At 60.5% G+C, this 15,749-nt stretch carries 17 protein-coding genes; 5 read left to right on the forward strand and 12 right to left on the reverse strand.

Annotation, left to right across the window (positions count from 1 at the left end):
- Positions 1-5: 5 nt before the first annotated feature.
- The 3 genes from DCO57_RS17950 to DCO57_RS17960 form a co-directional block, all read right to left on the reverse strand.
- On the reverse strand, positions 6-767 hold the full coding sequence (locus DCO57_RS17950; protein ID WP_116700286.1) for an ABC transporter permease subunit: 762 nt from the start codon (positions 765-767) through the stop codon (positions 6-8).
- Between the two features lie 70 nt (positions 768-837).
- On the reverse strand, positions 838-1,815 hold the full coding sequence (locus tag DCO57_RS17955; RefSeq protein WP_205756205.1) for an ABC transporter substrate-binding protein: 978 nt from the start codon (positions 1,813-1,815) through the stop codon (positions 838-840).
- Positions 1,816-1,910: 95 nt separating this feature from the next.
- Positions 1,911-2,600: an FCD domain-containing protein gene (locus tag DCO57_RS17960; RefSeq protein WP_116700309.1), complete on the reverse strand. Its 690-nt coding sequence runs from the start codon at positions 2,598-2,600 to the stop codon at positions 1,911-1,913.
- Between the two features lie 194 nt (positions 2,601-2,794).
- Between DCO57_RS17960 and DCO57_RS17965 the strand changes: the two genes are divergently transcribed.
- The 5 genes from DCO57_RS17965 (at position 2,795) to DCO57_RS17985 (ending at position 7,681) form a co-directional block, all read left to right on the forward strand.
- Positions 2,795-3,481, forward strand: coding sequence for a fumarylacetoacetate hydrolase family protein (locus DCO57_RS17965; RefSeq protein ID WP_116700288.1), 687 nt, complete (start codon positions 2,795-2,797; stop codon positions 3,479-3,481).
- 254 nt (positions 3,482-3,735) lie between these two features.
- Positions 3,736-5,511, forward strand: a complete 1,776-nt coding sequence (locus DCO57_RS17970; protein WP_116700310.1) for an SLC13 family permease — start codon at positions 3,736-3,738, stop codon at positions 5,509-5,511.
- 281 nt (positions 5,512-5,792) lie between these two features.
- Positions 5,793-6,692: an NAD(P)-dependent oxidoreductase gene (locus DCO57_RS17975; protein WP_116700289.1), complete on the forward strand. Its 900-nt coding sequence runs from the start codon at positions 5,793-5,795 to the stop codon at positions 6,690-6,692.
- Between the two features lie 54 nt (positions 6,693-6,746).
- Positions 6,747-7,205 (forward strand): MaoC family dehydratase, encoded by a 459-nt coding sequence (locus DCO57_RS17980; RefSeq protein WP_116700290.1) that lies wholly within the window; start codon positions 6,747-6,749, stop codon positions 7,203-7,205.
- A complete protein-coding gene (locus DCO57_RS17985; RefSeq protein WP_116700291.1) occupies positions 7,202-7,681 on the forward strand; it encodes a MaoC family dehydratase in 480 nt (159 codons plus the stop codon). The genes DCO57_RS17980 and DCO57_RS17985 overlap by 4 nt, the downstream gene beginning before the upstream one ends.
- A gap of 26 nt (positions 7,682-7,707) precedes the next feature.
- Here DCO57_RS17985 and DCO57_RS17990 read toward each other — a convergent pair whose 3' ends face one another.
- The 9 genes from DCO57_RS17990 to DCO57_RS18030 all read right to left on the reverse strand — a co-directional run.
- Complete coding sequence (locus DCO57_RS17990) at positions 7,708-8,730, reverse strand: methyltransferase (protein WP_116700292.1); 1,023 nt, start codon at positions 8,728-8,730, stop codon at positions 7,708-7,710.
- A gap of 181 nt (positions 8,731-8,911) precedes the next feature.
- Positions 8,912-9,391 (reverse strand): GNAT family N-acetyltransferase, encoded by a 480-nt coding sequence (locus tag DCO57_RS17995; protein WP_116700293.1) that lies wholly within the window; start codon positions 9,389-9,391, stop codon positions 8,912-8,914.
- Between the two features lie 109 nt (positions 9,392-9,500).
- On the reverse strand, positions 9,501-10,163 hold the full coding sequence (gene bluB, locus DCO57_RS18000; RefSeq protein ID WP_116700294.1) for a 5,6-dimethylbenzimidazole synthase: 663 nt from the start codon (positions 10,161-10,163) through the stop codon (positions 9,501-9,503).
- A gap of 6 nt (positions 10,164-10,169) precedes the next feature.
- A complete protein-coding gene (locus DCO57_RS18005; RefSeq protein ID WP_116700295.1) occupies positions 10,170-10,718 on the reverse strand; it encodes an adenine phosphoribosyltransferase in 549 nt (182 codons plus the stop codon).
- Positions 10,719-10,888: 170 nt separating this feature from the next.
- Positions 10,889-11,770, reverse strand: coding sequence for an S-methyl-5'-thioadenosine phosphorylase (locus DCO57_RS18010; RefSeq protein WP_116700296.1), 882 nt, complete (start codon positions 11,768-11,770; stop codon positions 10,889-10,891).
- Positions 11,771-11,974: 204 nt separating this feature from the next.
- On the reverse strand, positions 11,975-12,859 hold the full coding sequence (locus DCO57_RS18015; protein WP_116700297.1) for a cytochrome c1: 885 nt from the start codon (positions 12,857-12,859) through the stop codon (positions 11,975-11,977).
- A 30-nt stretch (positions 12,860-12,889) separates the two neighbouring features.
- Positions 12,890-14,155 carry a cytochrome b/b6 gene (locus tag DCO57_RS18020; RefSeq protein ID WP_116700298.1) on the reverse strand — a complete coding sequence of 422 codons (1,266 nt, stop codon included), beginning with the start codon at positions 14,153-14,155 and terminating at the stop codon, positions 12,890-12,892.
- A gap of 25 nt (positions 14,156-14,180) precedes the next feature.
- Positions 14,181-14,741: a ubiquinol-cytochrome c reductase iron-sulfur subunit gene (petA, locus tag DCO57_RS18025; protein ID WP_116700299.1), complete on the reverse strand. Its 561-nt coding sequence runs from the start codon at positions 14,739-14,741 to the stop codon at positions 14,181-14,183.
- A 384-nt stretch (positions 14,742-15,125) separates the two neighbouring features.
- Positions 15,126-15,749, reverse strand: a 624-nt coding sequence (locus tag DCO57_RS18030; RefSeq protein WP_205756206.1) for a hypothetical protein, incomplete at its 5' end; no start/stop codon positions are given.

Consider the following 15,749-nt stretch of genomic DNA (forward strand, 5'->3'; position numbering starts at 1 on the left):
CTTCTTTAATCTGAGGCATAACCACGGACATTTCCTTCAAAGAGATACACTTCAAGCCGCTCCAGGAAGTTCAGGAACAGGACGGCCAGAAGGATGATGGAGAAGATTGCCGCATACATGGCGGGATAATCTGCGATCGAGCGGCTGTAGGTGATTATGTCGCCGACACCGGTCGGCGTAATCTTGAGTTCGGCCAGAACCGCCCCGATGAAGCCGGCGGAAACACCCAGCCTGAGGCCGCTGAAGATCACCGGCGATGCGGCCGGTATGATGATCCTGAGCATGATCATCCTGTCCGAGGCCAGAAAGGAGCGGCCCATTTCCTTCAGGGAGGCCGGGGTATTGCGCACCGCGCTGGCCGTGTTGAGGACGATGACCGGCATCGCCATGATGCACACGACAAAGACCTTCGAGGTCAGTCCGATGCCGTAGGCCATGACAAGCAGCGGGATGAGCGCTGCCAGCGGGGCGGCCTGCATGACGATGAAGATCGGCGAGAACAGCCAGTCGAACCGGGCACTCAGCCCGATCCACAGACCGAGGCCGATCCCCAGGACGGCGGAGATCCCCACGCCGACCACCAGGGGGCGGAGCGTTTCGATATAGGCCATGAGCAATGTGCCGTCGAAGGCCATGCGGACAAGGGCTGCCATGGATTCGAAAAAGGTTGGAAAGGCATAGCTGACCGGGATCATCCCTGCGATTTGCCAGGCCCCGAAAAGGACCGCCGCGGATATGATCTTGAGCCAGAGGGAACGGCGCTTCATAGGCCACATTCCTGATTTCGCTGGAACGGAAAAGGTGGCCGCCGGTCAGGCCGGCGGCCGTCGAAGCAGCTTATTTCGCCGCGTCCTTGAGCGGCTTGAGGTACCAGAAGTCCTCAACATTCAGCGTCGAGGGATCCCCCTCCAGCTGTCCGGCGCGCGAGTACCAGTCAAAGTCGGCAAGCGCCGCCTTTTCCCCGCCGCCATTGCGGTCGTAGAGCCCGCCCTCGACTGCAGCAGTGTAAAACTCGTCGAGATTGCCGAGAATTTCCGGCGGAAGCTGGCCGATCGGCCCCTCCGGATCGGTTTCCCTTGCAATGATCGTCGGATCATCGGCCATGTCCTGCCAGACGCTGAGCAGGGCGTTGACGAAGATCCCCACGTCTTCCTCGTTGTTCTTGATCCAGTCCAGATTGGCGAAGAGCGCTTCGTCGCTGGCCTCGACTTCGAACATCGGCAGGACGTTGAACTTCTCCCCGGCGATTTTCATGACCTTGTTCTTGTTGGACAGATCGATGATCGTCGCATCGGTCTGGCCGGCCATGAGCGCCGCAACCCGGTTCGACGAGCCGGGCACATAGGAGCGGTCGCCGAACTTGATGCCGGCTCTGTCCTCGATCACATTGGCGATGGAATCCGTACCGCCGCCGCGTGAGTGCAGCATGATCGGTTGGCCGTCCAGATCTTCCAGCTTGCTGTATTTCTTCGATGTAACCGGAAAGAACTTCAGCTTGGAAAGCTGAAACACGATGCGGATCGGCGCCTTGGAGCGCTGCATCGCCGCGTAGGGCGTGCCGAAGCCGATATCCATCTGGCCGCTCAACACCGCCTGGATGGCAAGCTCCTCATCGGAGAAAGCGGTCCATTCGTAATCGAGGCCGTTGGCCTTTGCCCGGTCGAGGGCAACGAAGAAGGCGGCAAGCTCGTCCGAAGGGGTTTCCGCCAGGGCGATCTTGATCTTGCCGGCAGCCTCGGCCGGACTAGCCAGCAGAGCAAAGGCAAGCGGAATGGACGCTGCGGCCATTCCCAGTTTACGCAAGAATGTTTTCATGGTTCTCCTCCCGAATGTGGACCCCGCGGGTCCGATTGTTCCTGACGATCCTCCGGCTTCTTCGGCTCGGTCGGGTCACCCGGAAAAACGTGTCTTCACATCTCCTCGAACAGACGTGCCGAAACGGAACTGATGTGCTGCCACATGGCATCATGCGCACCCTTTGGATCGCGCGCTTCGATCGCCGCGCCAATCCGGTCGTGTTCCGCAAAACTTGTATGGTTCTCCGGCGGACGCGTGGTCTCGCGGATGACCGTACTGACCGCCACGGCCCGGCGAACCTTGTTGAGCTGATCGAACAGGGCAATCAGCAACATGTTGTCCGTGGCCTCGGCGATCGCGTAATGAAACAGATCGTCCTGGGTCTCATAGTCCCACCAGGTCGGCGCCGCCCTGGCCCGGTCCTTGATCTGGATGATGTTCCTGACTGCCTGCCTGGATGCGTTGATCGCTGCCTCCCGCGCGATCACCGCTTCGATGCATTGCCGTGCCCGCATCATCTTGACCGGTGTGATCTGGTGGCCGATGTCCGTCAGGGCGCCGATATCGAGCCTGTCGTCCTGACCGGCGATGAACGTCCCCTTGCCGACATGCCGCCAGATGACGCCTTCGTGCTCGAGACTGTCCAGCGCCTTGCGCAGACTGCTGCGCGTCATGCCCAGACGGCCGATAAGTTCCCGTTCCGCCGGCAACCGGTCCCCCGGCGCGAAGCTGTTTTCTGCGATGAAATCCTTGAGGACTCCCACCGCTTCACCGCGGCTTGCCGTTTCCGGACGGATGAGCACCAACCATTTCCTTTCGTTCAAAACCAGCCATCAATCAGCAAATTGATCAACCAATTTTCCGATCAATATACTGATTAATCCCGAATCATTGCCGCTTTGCAAGAAAAAATCGAAAATAAAAAAATTGGTTGTGATTGGTCTGAAAATCGGTAAGGGTCTCCGCCAACGCAGACCCGAAAAAGCAGAGGTGTTGAATGTCTGAGTTTGTGATCGAGCCGCCACAACCCGCTACATTGCCCGTGAAGGGAACCGACAAGCGGTTTCCGGTTCGAAGAGTTTACTGCATCGGCCGGAATTATGCGGCCCATGCCGTCGAGATGGGACACGACCCGGACAAGGAGCCCCCCTTCTTTTTTCAGAAGAACCCGAACAACCTCGTCGTCTCCGACGAATTTCCCTATCCGGAGAAAACGGAAGACGTCCACTTCGAAGCCGAGCTGGCCGTGGCCCTCAAATCGGGCGGCACCAACATCAGCGTCGACGACGCCCTTGATCATGTCTACGGCTACGCCACGTCCCTCGACATGACCCGTCGCGACCTGCAGGGCATTGCCAAGAAGATGGGCCGGCCGTGGGAAATCGGCAAGGCGTTCGAACAATCGGCTCCGATCACGCCTCTCGTTCCGGCAGATGCATGCGGCCCGAAGGACACCGGCCCGATCCGGCTGACCCAGAACGGCGAGGTCAAGCAGGACGGTGATCTCAACCAGATGATCTGGAAGGTTCCCGAAATGATCTCCTATCTTTCGGATTATTTCGAGCTGGCCCCCGGCGACGTCATTCTCACCGGCACACCGGCAGGCGTCGGACCGGTCGCCCGCGGCGACGTTCTGGAGGTCACGATCGCGGACCTGCCCGGCCTCTCCGTCAAGGTGGTCTAGACCTCCTTTTCAGCAGGCAAGCACACAAAGCAATAAGCCCGCCGGTTTTCCGGCGGGCTTATTGTGTTCTTGCCCCGTCGGCATGGAACCGGACGGCGTCGAACGCGTTGGTCCGCATATGGCCGCCGCTGAAGCCGGACAGATGGGGAGCAAACCGGATCGATGGCTGGTCTTGGGGCCAATCTTCGGTCATGGTCTGACGAACCCGTGCCGATCTCTTGCCGAAGTCGGCACCCTCCAACGGAGTCCTGTCCGTGACATTCGACCAGACCGCCCTTTTTGTCCTGTTCGGCCTCGTCTTCGCCCTGCTGGTCTGGGGTCGTATCCGATTTGACCTGATCGCCTTCGCCGCCCTGATCGCCGGGGCCTTTCTCGGTCTCGTTCCCTCGGACCGGATCTTCTCGGGTTTCGGGCATCCGGCGGTGGTCATCATCGCCCTGGTGCTGATTGTTTCGAAAGGCCTGATGAATTCGGGCGCCGTCGAAATGATCGCCGGACGCCTCCTGTCGGCATCGCGCGGCCTGTCCGGCCATATCGGCCTGATGGCCGTCTTCGGCGCGGCCCTGTCCGGCATCATCAACAATGTCGCCGCCCTGGCCCTTCTGATGCCCCTCGACCTGGAAGCGGCCAGGAAGGCCGGCCGCTCCGCCGGCCTCTCGCTCATGCCCCTGTCCTTCGCCACCATCCTCGGCGGCATGATCACCCTGATCGGCACGCCCCCGAACATCGTGATCGCCCAGTACCGCTCCGATGCCCTCGGCGCACCCTTTTCCATGTTCGACTTCGCTCCCGTAGGGCTGGCCGTCGCCGTCAGCGGCATCGCCTTCGTCACCCTGGTCGGCTGGCGTCTCCTGCCGAAACGCTTCCGGACGGAGGAAAAATCCGCGGATTTCGCGGAAAGTCTCTATGTGGCCGAACTGAAGGTCAGCACGGCTTCCGAAGACAAGGCCCTCACCGTCGGCGATCTCTACCCTTCCGCGGAAGAGAAGGACGTCGCCATCATCGGCCTGATCCGCAACGGCCGCCGCATCAAGGGTTTCGCACGCCGCGAACCGGTCAAGGACGGCGACTTCCTGGTGGTCGAAGGCGATCCCAAGGCCATCGAAAGCTTCATGGGCGCGGCGAAACTCGGATTCGCCGGATCGGAACGGCACAAGGGCGGCCTCACCGGCGACGCCCTGTCGCTCATCGAGGCCATCGTTCCGGACAATGCCCGCATCGCCGGGCGCTCGGCGCTCAACATGCGGCTGCTGAACAATCACAGCGTCACCCTGCTCGGCATTTCCCGTCAGGGACGGCGCATTCAGAAACGTGTCCGCCACGAGCCGATCCGCCCGGGCGATGTCCTCCTGATGCTCGGCAGACCGGACCGTCTGGAAGAGGCCTGCTCCTGGCTGGGCGTTCTGCCGCTGGAGGGTCGCCAGACCGGCATGATCCAGCGCAACAAGACCTGGCTGGCCATTGCCGGCTTCGTTGTCGCCATCGCCGCCGCCGTGGCCGGCATTGCCTATCTGCCCGTCGCCCTGGCTGCCTGCGTCGTGCTCTATGCCGCCACCGGGCTTGTCAGCGGTTCGGAGGTCTACAACGCGGTCGAGTGGAAGGTGATCGTCCTGCTCGGATCGCTCATCCCGCTCGGGCAGGCGTTCGAACAGGCCGGAAACGCCCAGCTCATCGCCGACGGAATTGTCGCCACCACCGCCGGCGCCCCTGCCTGGGTGACCCTTGCCGTGCTCATGGTCGTCACCATGACCCTGTCGGATTTTCTCAATAACGTCGCCACCTGCCTGATCGCAGCCCCGATTTCCGTGCAGATCGCCACGACCCTCGAGGTCAACTCGGATCCCTTCCTGATGTCCGTCGCTGTTGCCGCCTCCTGCGCGTTCCTGACCCCCATCGGTCACAAGAACAACACCATTATCATGGGCCCCGGCGGCTACCGCTTCGGCGACTACTGGCGCATCGGCCTGCCGCTGGAAATCCTCGTCCTGGCGGTCTCCATACCGGCGATCCTGATCTTCTGGCCGCTGTGAAGACGGTTTCCGCCGCGGCTGCGGAAAACCCTGCGCTGCTGGAACAAACGTGGTTTGCGCTGTCCCGGACGTGATCCGGGACCTGCCGCGCGCGCCGGTTCAAAGCCGGAAATGCCAACGGAGAGACACCCCCGGTTTTGCCGCAAGGTCCGCCAGCGTGACGACTGTCCGCAATCACCCGAAAAGGTGATTTCCCTGAAGGGATATAATCAAGCGCTGGCATCCCGTCGCTTTTTCAGCATGATGGGCGCAAATCAATCAGAACCGTGAGGGAGAAGCCGATGGGCACGCGCAAACGGATCCTGTTCACCGGCGGCACAGGCAAGGCCGGCAGGCATGTCGTCCCCTACCTGCTGGACCGCGGCCACCGGGTGATCAATATCGACCTCAAGCCGCTCGACCATCCGGGCGTCGACAATCTCACCGCCGACATCACCCGTTCGGGCGAGATGTTCAACGTGATGACCAGCTACGCCAATTTCGACGAACTGGAGCCGGGCACCGGCGTCCCCGCCTTCGATGCCGTCGTTCATTTCGCCGCCATTCCCCGCATTCTGATTCACCCGGACAACAAGACCTTCGAGGTCAATGCGATCGGCACCTACAATGTCATCGAGGCAGCGGTGAAACTGGGCATCCGCAAGATCGTCATCGCCTCGTCGGAAACCACCTACGGGGTGTGCTTCGCGGACGGCGTCGCCGATCCAGACGTGCTGCCGGTGGAGGAGGACTACGACCTCAATCCCATGGACAGCTACGGCCTGTCCAAGGTGGTCAACGAACAGACGGCACGCGCCTTCCAGCGGCGCTCCGGCTTCGACATCTACGCGCTCCGGATCGGCAATGTCATCGAACCGCACGAATATGACCGCTTCCCGGATTTCTTCAGGGATCCGGCCCAGCGGCGCCGGAACATCTTCTGCTATATCGACGCCCGCGACCTCGGCCAGATCGTCGACCTGTGCCTGGAAAAGGATGGCCTCGGCTATCAGGTCTTCAACGCCGGCAACGACACCAATTCCGTCGATATTCCGAACACGGAAATCCTGAAACGCTTCTTTCCGAATGTTCCTGTCAGCCGGGAACTCGGCGAACACGAGGCGCTGTTCTCGAACCGCAAGATCCGCGAAGTTCTGGGGTTCCGGGAAGAGCATGACTGGCGCAAATATGTGAAAGTCTGAGCTTCCGAGACTTCTCGACCACCTGCAAATGGACCCTTACCCATCCGGACGCCAATGACAGACCTCATGCATTTCGAAGATTTCAGACCGGGTCAGGAATTCGACCTCGGCGCCCTCACCGTCACCAGGGAGGATATCATCGAATTCGCCACCGAGTTTGATCCGCAACCCTTCCATCTGGACGAGGAGGCCGGCAAGGCCTCGCTGCTGGGCGGACTGGCGGCCTCCGGCTGGCACACCGGGTCGCTTGTCATGCGGCTGCTCGCGACCGCCCTTCTGACAAAGGCCACCTGCATGGGCTCGCCGGGCATCAGCAAGCTGACCTGGAAGCAGCCCGTCTTTCCCGGCGACACCCTGAGGGCGAAGGCCGTGGTCCTGGACAAGAAGGACCTGCGCAGCAAACCGGACCTGGGCATCGTCACCCTGCAGGTGACCGCAACGAACCAGGCAGCAACCGACGTGCTCTTCTGGGAAAACGCGATCCTCTTCTCCAGACGGGAGGCAAGCGCATGACCGCCTTTTTCGATGACATCCGGGTCGGTGACACGCTCGAGCTGGGGGAGCATACCTTCTCGCGCGAGGAGATCATCCGCTTCGCGGAGAAATACGATCCGCAAGCCTTTCACCTGAGCGAGGAAGGCGCGGCCCGGACCCACTTCGGGCACCTGTGCGCCTCCGGCTGGCACACGGCCGCCGTCTTCATGAAACTGTGGGTCGCCACCCACGAGGCGCTGGACGCCGCCGCACTGGCGGCCGGACGGACACCGGCCCGGCTCGGCCCCTCCCCGGGGTTTGAGGACCTCAGGTGGATCAAGCCGGTCTTTGCCGGAGACACCCTGCGCTACAGCCGGGTCGTGACCGGCAAGACGGAAAGCCGCAGCCGCCCGCAATGGGGTCTGGTCCATTCCGACATGCTGGCGCACAATCAGGACGGCAAGCTGGCGTTTTCCTTCAAGGGAACGGTCTTCGTGGAGCGGCGCAGAAGCTGATATCAGCGAGACTGACCGGCTCTGTCTCAGGCCGGGTTGCGGCCATGCACGAGCATCGTCATGCCCGGGATCATCACTTCCGTCCTGACAACCTCAAATCCGGCTCCCTCCATCAGCCCGGCCACATAGGCGCTGGTGATGGAGCGGGCTTCCGGGTTGAAAGCCGTGTGCTGAAGCTGCCAGAGGGCAGCCAGTTTCGGCCCCTCCCGGTTTTCGTCGACCATGAAGTCATGCACCATGAAGCGTCCACCCGGGGCAAGAACCTCGCCGGCCTTGCGCACCAGGCCGGGAATCGCCGTTCCGGGAACCCCGGAGAACAGATAGGACATCAGAACCGCGTCCGCGCTGTCCGGCCACGGGTCCTTGAGCGCGTTGCCCGGCCGATAGGCAATCCGGTCGGAGAGGCCCTCCTCCGCGATGAATTCCTCACCGACACTGGCCACATTCGGGAAATCCAGAATGGTCGACGTCAGTTGCGGATAGGCCTTGCACAGGGATATCGAGAACGCACCGGTTCCGCCGCCGACATCCAGAAGCCTGCGCGTGGCGGACAGGTCCACCATCTTCGCAAGACCGCGCCCCGGCCCGAGGGACCCGGCATGCTGGGAGCGTGAATAGAGCCGCGCCTCTTCCGGGTCGCTGAACCAGTCCTCGTAGGAGGCGACCTGGTCCTTGTCGAGAGTATCCGTCAGCGCGTCGTTGAGCTGCGTCATGAACGGATACATCTGCCTGTCGATCTGGAAGCGCAGATAATCGCCGAAATCATACTTGCGCCCCTTCACGAGAAAGGCTTCCGCGGCCGGGGAATTGGTGAAACCGCTCCCGTCCCGGCGCACCAGGCCGAGGCTCGTCAGTGCCGTCAGCAACGTCGTGGCGCGATCTGGATCGAGAAGACTTTTCTCGGCAACCTCTTCCGGAGTTAAAGTCGTTTCGGAAAGGATGGAAAACAAACCGACATGGAGAGCAGAAAACAATGCCTTTGAGCCCATGAAACCGAAAGCAATATCTGAAATTTCCTCAGCCGTTTCGATTGATCTGGCTTTAGGCATAAATCCTCCTCCTCAGGAATTCTGAGTCAATACAATGCAGGACGCCCTCGCAAGAGAGCGATAAACGTGGGATTGGGCAATTATACCTATTGTGTGCTGCAGTGCAAATGCGCGCGGATTTCCCGGGCCGTGCGGGCAAGGCCCGGCCGGGTTTCAGCTCCCGGGATCCGGGCCGACGGCCTCAGATCGTGCGCGCGAACAGCACTTCGTCGTGGATTTCGATACCATAGTCGCCGCGCAGCGGAATGCCGGGCTTCAGCTCCCGCTCGCGGTCGATGACCCCCTGGCCGATTCGCTCCAGCCGGAATCCCCGCCGCTGATAGAAGCGAAAGGCATCCAGATTGTCGTTGGAGGTGCGCACGATGAGGCGTGAGACATTTTTCGACCGGGCTTCGCTGATCACCGCATCGAGCAGCTGACTGCCCACGCCGCCCCAGCGCTTGATCGAATCCAGTGTCAGGATCTCCCACTCGCCCTCGCGCTTGACCAGCGTGACGAGGCCGACAAGCTCATCGCCGTCATAGGCGACATATCCGGGCAGACGCGAGGCATCGTGCATCTCGTTGTCGAGCATGATGTCCGGGGCGGTCCAGCGCTCCGTGAGCAGCCGATGCACATCGGCATGATCTCTGTCTTCGGTATGTCGAATGATCACAGGCATTGAACGCTCCCAGGTCGACCGCTGTCATGTGGCAAAGACATGAAAGCAAATGTCGCTCGCTCTTGACCGGTCAGGCCGCCGATCCGCCGACGGCGGACCTCAATTTGCCCTAACGGCGGAATAACCGCGTTTCCAGAGGGCTGCGCGATTGCCATTGCGCACGCTCCAGTTCCGGATCGATATGCTCTTCTTCCGGAAAACCGACGCATAGATAAGCCACGAGCCGCCAGCCGGCGTCAACCTCAAGGATGCCCGCAACCGCTTGCGGATCGAGGATCGACACCCAGCCGACACCGATCCCTTCCGCGCGCGCTGCCAGCCAGAACGTGTGGATCATGCTGACGGTGGAATAGGCCAGTGTCTCCGGCATGGTGGCCCGCCCCAGACCGTGTCCCTGCGCCGGAGCATCGTCGCAGAAAACCGCCAGGTGAACAGGCGCTTCCTTCAGCCCGGCCAGCTTGAGCTGCCGGTAAAGCCGTCCCTTGTCGTCCTCATACCGGCGCGCAGCAGCCTCGTTTTCCGCCTCGAAGGAGGCGATGATCCGTGCCCGCTTCTGAGGACTGTCGACAATCACGATTCGCCAGGGCTGACTGTTGCCGACGGAAGGTGCCAGGTCTGCCAGGGTGAGAAGATGGTCGAGAATTCCTTCTGGCAGCGGATCAGTGCGAAAGCGCCGCACGTCGCGACGCCACTTCAGAAGGGTCTCGAAGTCACGCTGAAACGCTTCCGAAAACTCCGGTTTTCCGCCCTCGTCGCCGGTTCCTCCCTGCATGTGCGCTCAGTGCCCCGGAAATTCCACCAGGGTGCGCACGGGCACATGCATCGCTTCCAGCTTCTTGCGCCCGCCCAGATCCGGCAGATCCACGATGAAAACGGCCGCCTCGATATTCGCGCCCATGGACCGCAGCAACTTGCAGGCCGCTTCCGCCGTCCCGCCTGTGGCAATCAGGTCATCGACGACGATCACCCGGTCTCCCGGTTGAATGGCGTCCTTGTGCATTTCCATCTCGTCCAGGCCGTATTCCAGGGAATAGGCGATGCGCACGGTCTCATGCGGCAGCTTTCCCTTCTTGCGGATGGGAACGAACCCGGCGGACACCTGATGAGCGACCGCCCCGCCCAGAATGAAGCCGCGCGCCTCGATGCCGGCGACCTGATCGACCTTCGACCCCGCCCAGGGCTGCACAAGAGCGTCTACCGCCCGGCGGAACGCCCGCGCATTGCCAAGCAGCGTGGTGATGTCGCGAAACAATATCCCTTCGCTCGGATAGTCCTTGATCGTACGGATCGACGAGATCAGTTCATCCTGGATCGTCTGTTCGCTCATCGGGCTCTCTTTCCTGTGCGGTTCCGGCAAACGGAACGCGCCCTGAGGTTGATCTGGTCAAGCCGGCCGGAAGGGACCGCTTCGAGACGCACTGGGGTTCCGACCGTGGCTTATAACAAGTTTACGCCGGTGGCCGAAATCATTTCGCACCGGCATGCGGGACGCCCCCCTCAGGGGGCTTTGTTGAGTATGCGGCCGGCGACAGCATCCAGTTTGGCCACCAGCGCCGGATCCCGCTTGTCCGCCGCCGTCATCATGGCAAATTCCAGCGCCGTGTCCGACCCGGCCGGGCAGGATTGATGTTCGCGGGGCAGGTCACGGGCAACACGGGCAACGAGGCGCTGCGCGTTTTCGGCGTTTTCATGCAGCACCCTGATGATCGCCTGGATGTCCACCTCGCCGTGATCCGGATGCCAGCTGTCATAGTCGGTGACCATCGCCACCGTCGCGTAACAGATCTCCGCCTCGCGGGCGAGCTTGGCTTCCGGCAAGTTGGTCATGCCGATCACGTCGCAGCCCCAGGATCTGTACAGCTGGCTTTCTGCCAGGGAAGAAAACTGCGGGCCTTCCATCGCAAGATAGGTCCCGCCCTTCGTATAGGCCAGGTCTTCGGCTTCCGCGGCTGCCGCCACCGCGTCCACCAGCTTCGGACTGACCGGCGTCGCCATGGAGACATGGGCGACGCAGCCCGTACCGAAAAAGCTCTTTTCCCGCGCTATGGTCCGGTCGATGAACTGATCCACCAGCACGAATGTACCCGGCCCCAGGTTCTCCTTCAGCGATCCGCAGGCGGACACGGACAGCAGGTCCGTCACCCCGCAACGCTTCATGACGTCGATATTGGCGCGGTAGTTGATGCTTGTCGGCGAATAGACATGACCGCGGCCGTGACGCGGCAGGAACACGACTTTCAGACCGTCCACCGTGCCGATCCGCACCTGATCGGAAGGTGTTCCCCAGGGGCTCTCGACGCTGATCCACTCGGAATTTTCAAGACCCGGCAAATCGTAGATGCCGGAACCGCCGATAATGCCCAAGACTGCGTCTGCCATGCCCGCTCCTGATAAATTGACTGACCTTCCGGTCGCCGCCCAAGGGCGCTGCCGGTCATCCGCAATGGTTATTCCAGTTGACCCGCGATCGCGTCAAGGCCGGCCGGGGCCAATGCATCTCACCTACCCGGCACCTTCCATTGTCACCCAAAGAAAAAGCCGCCGGGAACCGGCGGCTTCTTAATGCTGTCAGGCTACATTCGATCAATGATCGACGTTGCGCCAGAGCTTCTTCTTGGTGAAGTAGAGCAGGCCGGCGAAGAAGATCAGGAAGACCATCACGCGGAAACCGATCTTCTTGCGTTCTTCGAGATGCGGCTCTGCAGCCCACATCATGAATGCGGCCACGTCGTGGGCATACTGCTCGACCGTCATCGGAGTGCCGTCGGTGTATTCGACGATCTCTTCCGAAAGCGGCGGAGCCATGCCGATCGGGCCACCGGTCAGATGCTCATGCGCGCATTCTTCCGCGGTCACCGATCCGCCCAGGAATTTCGGGTTGTAGTAACCGTCGAAGTCATCGCCCATACATGCCGGAGCTTCTTCCGGGTAGCTGGTCAGCAGGGCATAGATGTAATCCGGGCCCTGCTCCTGGTACTGGGTAAAGGCATCGAAGACGAACCACGGAAAACCGCGATGTCCGGCACGCGCCTTGGCCAGAAGGGAGAAATCAGGTGGATAGGCGCCGCCGTTGGAAGCACGGGCGGCCTGTTCGTTCGGGAACGGAGACGGAAACTTGTCCGCCAGTATCGCCGGCCGCTCATACATGTCGCCGTCTTCATTCGGACCGTCCATCACGGTGTATTCGGACGCGATCTGTTTCGCCTGATCCTCGGTGAAGCTCGGTCCGCCATCGTCTGCCAGGTTGCGGAAGGCGACCTGACGCAAGCCGTGACAGGAGGAACACACCTCGCGGTAGACCTTGAAGCCGCGCTGCAGCTGGCCCCGATCGAAGAAACCGAAAGGTCCGGAGAAGGACCACTGCTCGCGTTCGATATGCGGCGCGTCACCGGCGGCAAGGGCCGGGGCAGCAGTGGCGAGAGCCGCCACCGCAGCGAGGGAACGAACCATTTTGATCATGGTGCTCATTGTCTCAACTAACTCCTGATCCGGTTCGGGTTACTTCGTTTCCGGTGCGGCTGCCGCACCGGCCGGTTTTCCGGACCCGCTTTTCAGGACCGCTTCGGATATGGAAGTCGGCACGGGCCGCGGTTTTTCAAAGAACCCGAGCATCGGCAGGATGATCAGGAAGTGGGCGAAGTAATAGGCGGTGCAGATCCTGGCGAGCAGAACATAGGTTCCTTCCGCCGGCATCGCGCCGAGATAGCCGAGCGCCACCGCGTTCAGGGCAAAGATCCAGAAGAACTGCTTGAACAGCGGCCGGTAGGTGCCCGAGCGGACCTTCGAGGTATCCAGCCACGGCAACACGAACAGGATGGCGATCGCGCCGAACATGGCTGCAACGCCGCCGAGCTTGTCCGGAATCGCGCGCAGGATCGCGTAGAAGGGCAGGAAATACCATTCAGGCACGATATGCGCCGGGGTCACCAGCGGGTTGGCCTCGATATAGTTGTCGGGATGCCCCATGTAGTTCGGCACATAGAAGGCGAACCAGGCGAAGGCGATCATGAACACCACGATCGCGAAGAAATCCTTGACCGTGTAGTAGGGATGGAACGGGATCGTGTCCTGCTTGGTCTTGGGCTGCACACCGGTCGGGTTGTTGTTCCCCGTCGTGTGGAACGCCCACACATGCAGGATGACCACGCCGAAGATCATGAACGGCAGCAGATAGTGCAGCGAGAAGAACCGGTTCAGCGTCGGATTGTCGACGGCAAAGCCGCCCCACAGCCAGGTGCGGATCGCATCGCCGACCAGCGGGATCGCCGAGAACAGGTTGGTGATCACCGTGGCACCCCAGAAGGACATCTGGCCCCAGGGCAGGACGTAGCCCATGAAGGCGGTGCCCATCATGATCAGGAAGATGATCACGCCGAGGATCCAGGAGATCTCGCGCGGCGCCTTGTAGGAGCCGTAGTAGAGCCCCCGGAAGATATGGATGTAGACGGCGATGAAGAACATCGACGCGCCGTTGGAGTGCAGGTAACGCAGCATCCAGCCGAAATTCACGTCGCGCATGATGTGTTCGACGCTGTCGAACGCCAGGCCCGTGTTCGGCGTGTAATGCATCACCAGCACGATGCCGGTGATGATCTGCGCGATCAGCACGAAAAACAGGATACCGCCGAAGGTCCACCAGTAATTCAGGTTCTTCGGGGTCGGGAAATCGACAAAAGAGCCGCGAACGAGCGATATGACCGGCAGGCGGCTTTCCAGCCACTTTGCCGCGGCGCTCTGCGGTACATAGTTTGAATGTCCAGCCATGGCTGTCTCCTGAAATATCTTGCCGTTAGCCGATCTTGATCGTCGAGTCGCTGACGAACTCGAGCGGCGGAATCAGCAAATTCTCGGGAGCCGGGCCCTTGCGGATACGGCCGGCGGTATCATAGTGAGAACCGTGACACGGGCAGAACCAGCCGCCGAAGTCACCGGAATCGCCGATGGGCACGCAACCCAGGTGGGTGCAGATCCCGACCTGGACGAGCCAGTTTTCCTTGCCGGTGACGCCGCGGTTGGGGTCGGTCGCCTCGGCCGTGGCCGGTAGGTTGGAGTTCCGGGCCAGCGGGTCCTTGAGATCGGCAAGCGGAACAGACTTGGCTTCTTCCACTTCCGTTTCGGTACGGTTGCGGATGAAAACCGGCTTCCCGCGCCATTTCACTGTAATTGACTGCCCCTCTTCAACGGCAGACACATCAACTTCAATGGAAGCCAAAGCCAATGCGGAGGCATCCGGGTTCATCTGGTCGATGAACGGCCATACCAGCGCGCCAGCGCCCACAACGCCCATGGCGCCGGTCGCAATGTAGAGGAAATCCCGGCGGGTAGGTTCCGCCTGATCCGTATATGCCAAGGTCGCGTCCTCTCGAAACCTGTTCAACCTGTACCGAAAGCCCGCATCACGTTCGAGAGCCCCTCATTCTCGAAAAAGAAGGGCGGAACCATGCCGGGCTTCACGGGGACCGGGTACGGCACTCTCTCCGCACCGGTCAAGCGGCTTGTCTTTTTGCACCCTTCGAAACGCTTGTCTAGTTCAACAAACGCATCGAAACATATATGTCGCAGCCAAAAGAGCCGCCGCGCCGCCTTTCTGCCCTTTTTTTGTCAATGTGTGCAAGATCGGAATTTCCCAACATCAAATTTATGACAACCGCAGGCAACAGAATCCGGTGCATGGATCGATCCGTGCAAACGCTCAAATCTCACCTGCATAATATAGGCAGCACATGGCATTGGATTATGATTTGAGAACCGTTTCAAAATATTCCGGGAGGCGTTCGACCATAAGATAGAAAAATACCGTATTGATAGCGGTCGCAACAGAGAGGTCCCTGAGGACCACCTTCCAGCGCACGCCGCTCCCCCTGAAGAGCAGCACTGATTTAGTCAAAAGAACGAGACCGGCGACCACCGAATAGGACAAGGCATGAAGCACCTCGAAACCCTGACCGAATAATCCCGCGATAAAAAGGTGCCCCTTGAAGACTTCGGAAATGAGAAGATCCAGAAGCGCAATAAAAACGGACAAGCTCCAGACGTACGTGAGCACCGATGTCCACTTGTCGCTCAGCGCCCACTCATCTACCTCCAAGGAAAACATTCCGTGGACAACCGACAAAAAGAACACAAACGCAAAGACCAGAATTCCGAGGATTAGATTCACCAGAAAGGCATCCAGCGCACCTATACCCTTGAATGACAGACCCAACACACAAAAATAAACGATGGTCGAGAGCAACAAGGCATTGATATTTAAACGCAAATGCTTACTTTGCGGCTCAATAGACGTCACAGGCATAACTACAACCCTCATAACCCTACGATAGGAATCTAATAATTCCTCGAGTAGGGTTAAGAAATC

The organism is Labrenzia sp. 011 (assembly GCF_003075075.1).
Classification (GTDB): Bacteria; Pseudomonadota; Alphaproteobacteria; order Rhizobiales; family Stappiaceae; genus Roseibium.

What these genes read in the sequence shown, in the direction of transcription:
- DCO57_RS17975 (WP_116700289.1), top strand. Translation starts at nt 5,793, where the DNA reads ATGGGCACGCGCAAACGGATCCTGTTCACCGGCGGCACAGGCAAGGCC.
- DCO57_RS17950 (WP_116700286.1), bottom strand. Translation starts at nt 767, where the DNA reads ATGAAGCGCCGTTCCCTCTGGCTCAAGATCATATCCGCGGCGGTCCTT.
- DCO57_RS17965 (WP_116700288.1), top strand. Translation starts at nt 2,795, where the DNA reads ATGTCTGAGTTTGTGATCGAGCCGCCACAACCCGCTACATTGCCCGTG.
- DCO57_RS18020 (WP_116700298.1), bottom strand. Translation starts at nt 14,155, where the DNA reads ATGGCTGGACATTCAAACTATGTACCGCAGAGCGCCGCGGCAAAGTGG.
- DCO57_RS18015 (WP_116700297.1), bottom strand. Translation starts at nt 12,859, where the DNA reads ATGAGCACCATGATCAAAATGGTTCGTTCCCTCGCTGCGGTGGCGGCT.
- DCO57_RS17990 (WP_116700292.1), bottom strand. Translation starts at nt 8,730, where the DNA reads ATGCCTAAAGCCAGATCAATCGAAACGGCTGAGGAAATTTCAGATATT.
- DCO57_RS18005 (WP_116700295.1), bottom strand. Translation starts at nt 10,718, where the DNA reads ATGAGCGAACAGACGATCCAGGATGAACTGATCTCGTCGATCCGTACG.
- DCO57_RS17955 (WP_205756205.1), bottom strand. Translation starts at nt 1,815, where the DNA reads ATGAAAACATTCTTGCGTAAACTGGGAATGGCCGCAGCGTCCATTCCG.
- DCO57_RS18010 (WP_116700296.1), bottom strand. Translation starts at nt 11,770, where the DNA reads ATGGCAGACGCAGTCTTGGGCATTATCGGCGGTTCCGGCATCTACGAT.
- bluB (WP_116700294.1), bottom strand. Translation starts at nt 10,163, where the DNA reads ATGCAGGGAGGAACCGGCGACGAGGGCGGAAAACCGGAGTTTTCGGAA.
- DCO57_RS17985 (WP_116700291.1), top strand. Translation starts at nt 7,202, where the DNA reads ATGACCGCCTTTTTCGATGACATCCGGGTCGGTGACACGCTCGAGCTG.
- DCO57_RS17980 (WP_116700290.1), top strand. Translation starts at nt 6,747, where the DNA reads ATGACAGACCTCATGCATTTCGAAGATTTCAGACCGGGTCAGGAATTC.
- DCO57_RS17995 (WP_116700293.1), bottom strand. Translation starts at nt 9,391, where the DNA reads ATGCCTGTGATCATTCGACATACCGAAGACAGAGATCATGCCGATGTG.